Source organism: Candidatus Dependentiae bacterium (genome assembly GCA_016191325.1).
Taxonomy (GTDB): Bacteria; Babelota; Babeliae; order Babelales; family JACPOV01; genus JACPOV01.
The window spans coordinates 1-1,806 of record JACPOV010000001.1 but is presented as its reverse complement, the minus strand read 5'-3'; the positions used below and the strand labels follow the sequence as shown (position 1 = coordinate 1,806).

At 40.3% G+C, this 1,806-nt stretch carries 2 protein-coding genes; both read left to right on the top strand.

Annotated elements, in window-relative coordinates; all coding sequences use genetic code 11:
- Positions 1-137: 137 nt before the first annotated feature.
- Positions 138-1,295, top strand: coding sequence for an IS256 family transposase (locus tag HYX58_00010; GenBank protein MBI2774382.1), 1,158 nt, complete (start codon positions 138-140; stop codon positions 1,293-1,295).
- A gap of 289 nt (positions 1,296-1,584) precedes the next feature.
- On the top strand, positions 1,585-1,806 hold a 222-nt coding region (locus tag HYX58_00005), incomplete at its 3' end, for a helix-turn-helix transcriptional regulator (protein MBI2774381.1).

Sequence of the window (1,806 nt, the reverse complement as noted above, 5' to 3'; positions counted from 1 at the left end):
GTTGGTGTAACGTTTCTTCTGTAAATTTGAATTTGGTAGGGATTGCTGCCTTATCTTAACGATCTGGATAATATGGGTTTAAAATAAGGCAGGCCAGAGTTAATCTCATTGGTGTCAAAGCCAAAAGGAGAAAAGCAATGGCCGTGCGAGTAAACGATACCAAAATTTCTGAAGCAGTGAAACTGATTGTTGAGAAAGGATTTGATGGAATGGCAGAAGCGGTGCAAATTCTGTTTAATGAAGCGATGTTAATTGAGCGTAATCGCTATATGCAGGTTGAACCCTATGAACGTAGTGAATTAAGACAGGATTATGCCAACGGTTTTAAGCCTAAACAGCTCAAAACAAAATTAGGAGAATTATCTTTACAAATCCCACAAGTGCGAAGCTCGGATTTTTATCCCTCTTTTTTGGAAAAGGGAGTTCGCTCTGAGCGTGCCTTAAAAATTGCTTTAGCTGAGATGTACGTGCAAGGTGTTTCGACGAGGAAAGTTGAAAAAGTGTTACAAGAATTGTGTGGGTTGCAGGTAACCAGTACAGAAGTTAGCCGTGCATCAAAGCTACTAGACGAAGAGTTAAGATCTTGGAAAACCCGGTTACTAGGTAGTTATCGTTTTTTATTTGTTGATGCACGCTATGAAAAAGTTCGCCGAGAAGGATGTGTTGTTGATAGCGCTGTACTGATTGCCTATGGCATTAATGAGCACGGTAAACGAGAAGTTTTAGGTATTTCAGTTTCCTTATCTGAAGCAGAAGTCCACTGGCGAACGTTTTTAGAGTCTTTAGTGAAACGCGGGTTGCACGGTCTTGAGTTGATTATTAGTGATGCCCACGTTGGGTTAAAAGCAGCCTTAAAAGCGGTTTTCCCCAGCATTCCTTGGCAACGCTGTCAGTTTCATTTACAGCAAAATGCACAAGCTTATGTCACTAAACACAGTCGTAAAAGAGAAGTGGCTGAAACTCTCCGGGCTATTTTTAATGCACAAAACAAGTCGGAAGCGGAAAGATTGTTAAAGTTGGCTATCGATTATTATCAAAAAGATATGCCACCATTATCGCAATGGATGGAAGAAAATATTACTGAAGGACTGACCGTGTTTCACTTTCCTTCTGAACATCGACGTCGCTTACGCACTTCGAATATGGCTGAACGAGTTAACGCAGAGATACGTCGACGCAGCAGAGTGGCAAGAATCTTCCCAAACGTTGAATCCTGCGAAAGGTTGGTGGGAGCAATTGTAATGGAAATTTCTGAAGACTGGATTGCTGGGAAAGTGTATTTGAATTTAATTTAATAACAACATGAACCGGCGCTTAATGATGATTGATAAAATTTACAGAAAAATTGTTGCTTAATCGCGAACTCACTTTTGCAACTATCCCGCATCCTCCAAGAAGCGAACAGGTAGACGCCAAAATTAGCATCACTAAGATTGCTCTTTTCATATGTATCCCCTTTATTGGAACGAAATAATCGGTCAAATTTTAGACCCAAGACGAATACTAAGAAATCCTTAGTATGCAGTCAAGCAAAAAACTAAGATTCTCTTAGCTGGTGGAATTGTTAATCACGAGTTAAGAAATATGGCTTCTTCACCGATTTGTAAGCGACTTAAAGAAGCACGTCTAGCTGCTAAGCTCTCTCAGAAAAAGCTTGGAATAGCAGCGGGAATTGATGAATTTTCTGCTAGTGCTCGGATGAATCAATATGAAACTGGCAAACATACCCCTGATTATTTATCTCTAAAACACATTGCTAAGGCACTGAATCTTCCCACAGCATATTTCTACGCTGAATCAGACGAC

Coding starts and splice junctions, on each gene's coding strand:
- HYX58_00010 (MBI2774382.1), top strand. CDS start 138: ATGGCCGTGCGAGTAAACGATACCAAAATTTCTGAAGCAGTGAAACTG.